This window comes from Halomonas sp. 3D7M (assembly GCF_014897885.1).
In the GTDB taxonomy this organism is placed as follows: domain Bacteria; phylum Pseudomonadota; class Gammaproteobacteria; order Pseudomonadales; family Halomonadaceae; genus Vreelandella.
In genome coordinates this window covers 1-6157 of record NZ_JABUZF010000016.1, presented here as the reverse complement: position 1 = coordinate 6157, position 6157 = coordinate 1, and the positions used below count along the sequence as shown (strand labels likewise).

Genomic DNA, 6157 nt, shown 5'->3' with positions numbered 1-6157 from the left:
AGGCACTTATTAAACAAAAAAACCAGCCCATCGGCTAATGCCAGCTAGGCTTAACTGACTGTCATTAGCACTAGGCTACGTCTTTTTTTGGAATATCTTGGGCAGCGAATCAAGTTCGTTGAAGAAGGAGTCTGGCAGGTCAGGTATCGCCAGCTTCAAGGCGCTGACAGGGTCATTCATAAATTGCTCCATGTGTGATTCGCTAGCCCCTAGCCATGCGAAAAAGCGCTTTTCATGTGTCAATAGTTCCTGGATTAATTGCTCCACATTGCTGGCTGCTTTGGAGTCAGTTTCTGCCAATTTCTGGACTAATGGATGATCTTGGGCAATTTGTAGCGTTTTAGGCGTTCTAGAGCTGAAGGTGATGTACTGCTCCTTCAGATTTGGGCTTTTCAATCGATATTTTACGAAGTGAGTAGAATCAGTTGCCATGACAATATCCTTCTGCTGAAGTTGTTAAGCAGTGACCTGAATAAATGGATCCCACGAGTAGTAGCCCTGAACAATGTTGTCCCGATCTGTGAGCATAAAATTGAACGCGTAGGTAATTTCCCCTTCAGCAACCGCTTGTGCCGACCAAAAATAACTGTTGATTGTTTGAGTCACAGGGTGAAGAGGATCACCAGGAACAGGAAGCGGGGTTTTGACTTCTGCGACAACTGGATAAGGTGTTGACAGAATGTTCTGTTTTCCACCCACGGGTTCGTATTGGTACAGAATTGCTGAGTATGTCGCATTTGCAGAAAGTGATGTCTCTCGCCATCTGAGGGTGTCTAGTGTACGAGCAGTTACTTTTAGCTCCCCCGTTCCCTCCCCGAAGGCCCCATTGTCTTGCCGGACGATCAAGTAAATCATCGTTTCGTCAATCGGCGTTGGCTTGGATGGGGTTCCAGGGAGGTAGTTTGATGCGATGGTATCCGCGTCGACCGCCATCAATATATCGATGATTTGTGGCGTGGTGCTTCGTTCCATGCAGCATTCTCCTTGTTGTATTTGTCCTCTTGGTTGAAAGAGGTTCAGAGAATAAAATCAGTCAGTGATCTGAATGAAGGGATCCCACCAATAGTAACCCTGTACATTATTATCACGATCAACAATCATGAACTTGAAGTGGTAGGTTACATTTCCGGCTCTGGTGACCGTGCAGTTCCAGAAATAGTCATTGATCGTCTGGGTTGATGGATGAAGGGGATCAGAAGCAACCGGTAAGGGGGTATCTACCTCTACAGTTATGGGCTGGGGAGGGGTGATCAGGCCGTCGCTATTGGTCGAATCGAACTCATAAAGTATGGTTGAGTAAGTGCCGTTTAGCGTCAACGAAGTTTCTCGCCAACGAATAACGTCTAGTGTCTGGGCCGCAATGGTCAACTCCGCGCCGCCGTTTCCAGAAACCGCTTCGTCACTACGCACAATCATGTAGATAAAATTCGCGCTGGTAGCGATCTGCTGAGGGTTATCAGAGTCTGTATTAGCTCCGTACTTTTGAATGACTGACTCGGCATCAATAGCGATCAGTACATCAATGATTTTTTCAGTATCAGCCATCATGGTTCTCCTGAATTAGCGTTGCGTGTGTTATACGAAGAGTGGATCTCCGCCCAGCTGTAAGGAAATATTTGGGTGTACATAATCAAGCTTGAACGAGTCACTTCCCGTCCATTTGATAGGATCAACGGCATTAATCAAAAGCAAATCCACAGAAGGTGATGTCTCTTTATTGACCGACTCAATGGCACCTGTTGCAATTTCTGAAGCACCCAATAGCAGCCCAATCACAAGCCCACCAATCACGAGTGATGCCCCCTCCGTCAGAGGGGCGCAAATCAAGGCCACTAGGCCGACAATGATCGATATGATGATCTCGGTAACGACGACCCCCGGATCCTGGTGAACTGTATACTGCTGGTCAGTTGGTTGTGTTTGTACGAAATTGATGGTTTGCCCATTATTTGAGCTACCGAGATTTAGCGTGTACCAGTTGGTTGCGGTTGTCTCTGATGTAATGCCAAAAGTGATGTAGGTGCTGGTTGTGCTGGTTACGATGAATGTTTCTCCATCGGTTTCTACTGTAAGGGATGTGAGTATAGGGTGATAAGTTGAACCATCATGTTCAACTGGAGGCATATCCACTGATACCCCCTGATCCAGATAAAGTTTGGTTTTATCATTGCTCATCAGGAAGTTATCGCTATTCAGCCCAGGGTAGGCAACCATGATGGCGGGTCGTACCAGATCGTATAAGGTTCTTTCCTGGGAGACGAGAAAACCGGCTTCGCTATTCGCTGGGATGGCATTAGGAGAAACCTGCTCGCTCAACGATTGCCCGGTTCGATCACCTGTCATCGTCAGCACGCCAAGAACGCTGTTGCCAAGCGAATTGCCATCTAGGTAAGCGTACTCTGTATAATTTGGTGTTACGAACCCCCACTGTCCCTGGTCAATCATTCGGTTGATATCAACCACTGAAAATACATGGTTGAACTCGCTTAAATTAGCGCAGATCCAATCTAAAAGGGCTTGGCCAAATACGGCCTGAGTGACACTTCCAGGGTTGGGGGTGAGTGATACCTCTCCCACCAAAGCGGCTACTGGAGTTGAGGCATTGTCTGAGCTGGTTTTTGCAACCAGAGCAACCAAGTTCGATGAGTCGTCATTCGCGGCACTGTGGGGAATGTAGTGAAGGTTGATTTCTATCGTTGCGTTGCCAGCATCAACGGTAACCTTACTGCCACTGGTGTAGTCAACAATGATGTTGCTCATGGGGATGGAAATACGGATGTTTTTGCCATCCCCACCCATACAGACTTGCCAGTCCGAGAAATCAGCGGAGGCTGTGTAAGAACCTTCTGCCGTAACCGAGAAGCTTTGCGGTGATGACTGCTGATCCACAATGGTTTTATTGACGTCAGGAATCGGAATAGCAAAAGCGGTATCCCAATTATAGGTATTTGCGGCAGCATTTTGGGTGGACATGGCTGCTTTCCTTTGTCGCTGTTTACTTGGTTTTCAGGCCAATTTGTAAAGAATCGGCGAGCCATGCTGATTTGAGCTCATATCCATTGACACCTGGGAAGGTATAAGGCGCGATGGCATCGTTGGCAAACTCGTCAAAGCCAGGCACGTTTTCCCAATCGTTTTTGTATACAGACTCCAAAATAGCCGCCACGGTCATTTCAACACCATACGCTGCAGTCAAAGCTGCTGTGACACCACCGAATACTTTCCAGCGAGTCGAATTGAAAGCATTTTTGATCCGCGTCATTCGCCCTGTAGCTTGTTCAGCACCATTCGCCAGCGCATCTTCTTCGTTGGCGACATTTTGTTCTTCGCTCTCGCTGTCCTCACCAAGTGCACTGAAAAAGCTTTCTTCATCAAGAAGGGCCGAGCCTTCATCAACACTGGCAACTGTCACTTCTGCAGAGGCAGCAAGGCCATCCACAACCGGGCCAATAACAGCAATCAATGCGAGGGACGCGGTGACCGCTCCCATGACAATTTCAAAGTCTATTTCGGCTTGGGTTTTTGTGACATTGACCGTCATATTGCGTACGGACTGGGTGAAATTGAAAATCTGTTTCGTGTCTCCGGAAGACGTCGTGACCGTTTTCAGACCTAGGCTCACCTGCTCGGTATAATTAATATGGACGTCGTATTGCCAACTTTGGTGGTAGGTTAAGTCAATGAATTTGATTTCCAGAAAACTGTGTTCCAAATTCATTTCAAACTGATTAGCTTCAATGGTGACTTGGGTGGCGGTGTATAATTCGAGTTTGCCGTCATTGAGATCTACGATGTACTCATCCCCGTTACCGCTTAGGAACCATTGACTTCCCTTGATGTTGACTTTAACTGAATCGTTTCGGAGGTCAGGGTTATAAATATATCCATACTGGCCCTGAGTCTTGAAGGCATTTACCAGCCCCTCAGGGAGAATCCCTTCGTCTAGTTGAGAGGAATAACCGTCGTCTGCCGTTGTGGCAGACGGGTCGTCATCCATCTTGAAGTAGCCGTAAGTCAACTTATTGACGTTTTTTACAGACAGACCATCATTAAATGTAGTGAAATCCTCGTCTGTCGCCTCGTCAAAGAGGTTCTTGGCACCCGCTAGGATCATATTCTTCACAAAGTTCGGGCCGCTAATCAGCAAGCCTGTATCGGCCCCGTTGGCATCCTCGCCTGTTGGAATGGCATTAGGTGACACCTGATGATTTGATCCGGGAGTATTGTTCTGAATCATCGTCAATACACCCATCACTGAACTTTCCATGGTCTGCTCGTCCACCACGGCATAACTGGTGGCTGTGGGATCAATCCAGGTATAGTTGGGAGACTGGCCGAGCTGGGGAGTCAGATCTATTACTGAGAAAACGAAGTTAAAATAGCCAATATTGGTATTGAACCACTCACTAAGAAGCTCTGGTAATACCGCGTTACCGATACTGCCAGCATCTGGTGGATTGACGATGTTCATAACGACGACGGCAGCTGTTCCGCCAGCTTCCTGACTAAGGGCACGAAGCTGGCTCTGGAAGGAATCAGTGTATTGATAGACAGAGAGAAACTTATCCTGATCCTTGTCTTCACTATAAAACATGTAATAGAAAGAGCTGTCCTCCGCGGTCACCACCCAAGCGGCGCCTGGCGTAACGGTAGACAGCGCAGAATTACTGCTAATCGTGACACCGTTAGTTGCAAAATCCTCGATAAGCGCAGCATCCACAACGCTATTATCGAGATCGGCAACGATGGCACCAACCCCTTCGTTGATCACAAAAGCCTTCTGGTCTGGGTCTGGAATCCAATCCATATTAATTTGGATAATAACGCTCATCCCAAGCCCATCCAGTGAGTAACTTTGGCCACCTGCTAGGTAGTTACCACCAGAAACTGGAACGCTCATATTGATGTTCTTGCCATCGCCTCCGGTAGACAGCTGCCAAGCGTCCAAACTGGCTGTGAGTTGGTAGCTTGGATCATCGCTGGCTGACTGTGAGATGTTCTTGGCTCTATCATCAACACTGCTCCAGTTGTCAGTAAGTGCTCGGTTGGTCGTGTCAAAATGCAGTGCTACAACGGTATCCCAATTGTATGTCTCGGCAACCGCACGGGCGTCAATTTCCTTTACAGCAACTGGGGCAAGTGAAGTGCTATCAGTCATGGTATTTCTCCTTCGTCACTATGAGTATTCACTCCAACTTATGCTCAGATCAGCTAAGAGGGGTGGTCAGGAAAGGTTTCCACGGAAATAGAAGGCTCCGTCTAGGCCTCCCTCGGTCAAGCTGAACGACTGTCCATCAATTTGCCAGTCGAGAAGGCTGGCTACGTTGACGACATCGTTATCAAAAGTTGATTGCACGGCGGCGTTAATATTAGACATGCCCACAGCATTCACTTGGTCGCCATAATGGTTGACCGCATCGGTTATATCGGCAATCAGACCGGGTAGCGTTAAACCTAGACCAACAAGGATGATGTAGTCATACCAAGGAATATCCTGATCATGCGTCGCCTGTGGACTAGGGTCTTCTTCAAAAGTCATCACCCCGGTCGAATAATTTAAAGAAAGCGGATTGACAGTTTTTGACGTCCAGCTATAGGTGGCATCTGGCAGGTCGGCTAGGCCAAAAAGGAAGGTAAGCGGGCCTCCGCCAGCAGAGGATGTCTGGAGCCCGTCACCAGCATCGGAAGGCCAAAGAGAAAAGGAGTTGGTGTTAATATTGTCGCCATCTATCTGCGCATCAAACGCCCCATTACTAGAAATAACCGAATGCTGGTTGGTTTGGTGTACAGCAAATGTTCCCTTGGGAAAGGTGTCTTCAACGCCGGGCAATAGCGTGTTTTTAAAAAAAGCTTGTTGAGAAATCAGTGCAACAGCGTTACAACCAGACGTCAGCGCTGTGGAATCAAACGCAGGGGTGGCAGGAAATGGCGAATCATCGAGCATCGACAGAAAGCAAAGTGCTTCAATATCACCAGATGCAACAAAGTATTGCCACTTATATGGGCGTAACCATGTGGTCGCCCCAGCAGGCACCGGAACGACACCTGCGAAGATGTACTGCAGATTATCCCGGCTTTCATAAAATGCTTGTTGCGCAATTTGTTTTAGCATACCGGTGGCGGCACTTGTCATCCCGGCTTATTCACGAGACTCACC

General features: G+C 47.8%; 6 protein-coding genes. All 6 read right to left on the bottom strand.

Annotated elements, in window-relative coordinates; genetic code table 11:
* Positions 1-75: 75 nt before the first annotated feature.
* The 6 genes from INT22_RS00345 to INT22_RS00320 all read right to left on the bottom strand — a co-directional run bounded on the left by INT22_RS00345 (position 76) and on the right by INT22_RS00320 (position 6133).
* Complete coding sequence (locus INT22_RS00345) at positions 76-432, bottom strand: hypothetical protein (protein WP_193067464.1); 357 nt, start codon at positions 430-432, stop codon at positions 76-78.
* Between the two features lie 24 nt (positions 433-456).
* Positions 457-972, bottom strand: coding sequence for an AidA/PixA family protein (locus tag INT22_RS00340; protein WP_089038077.1), 516 nt, complete (start codon positions 970-972; stop codon positions 457-459).
* Positions 973-1029: 57 nt separating this feature from the next.
* Positions 1030-1545, bottom strand: coding sequence for an inclusion body family protein (locus tag INT22_RS00335; RefSeq protein WP_193067463.1), 516 nt, complete (start codon positions 1543-1545; stop codon positions 1030-1032).
* 30 nt (positions 1546-1575) lie between these two features.
* The gene (locus INT22_RS00330; RefSeq protein WP_193067462.1) at positions 1576-2973 is read right to left on the bottom strand and encodes a TULIP family P47-like protein; all 1398 of its coding nucleotides are present in this window, start codon (positions 2971-2973) and stop codon (positions 1576-1578) included.
* Positions 2974-2995: 22 nt separating this feature from the next.
* Entirely contained in the window at positions 2996-5158 is a 2163-nt protein-coding gene (locus tag INT22_RS00325; protein ID WP_193067461.1) for a TULIP family P47-like protein, read from the bottom strand.
* Positions 5159-5224: 66 nt separating this feature from the next.
* Complete coding sequence (locus INT22_RS00320; RefSeq protein WP_193067460.1) at positions 5225-6133, bottom strand: TULIP family P47-like protein; 909 nt, start codon at positions 6131-6133, stop codon at positions 5225-5227.
* Positions 6134-6157 lie beyond the last annotated feature (24 nt).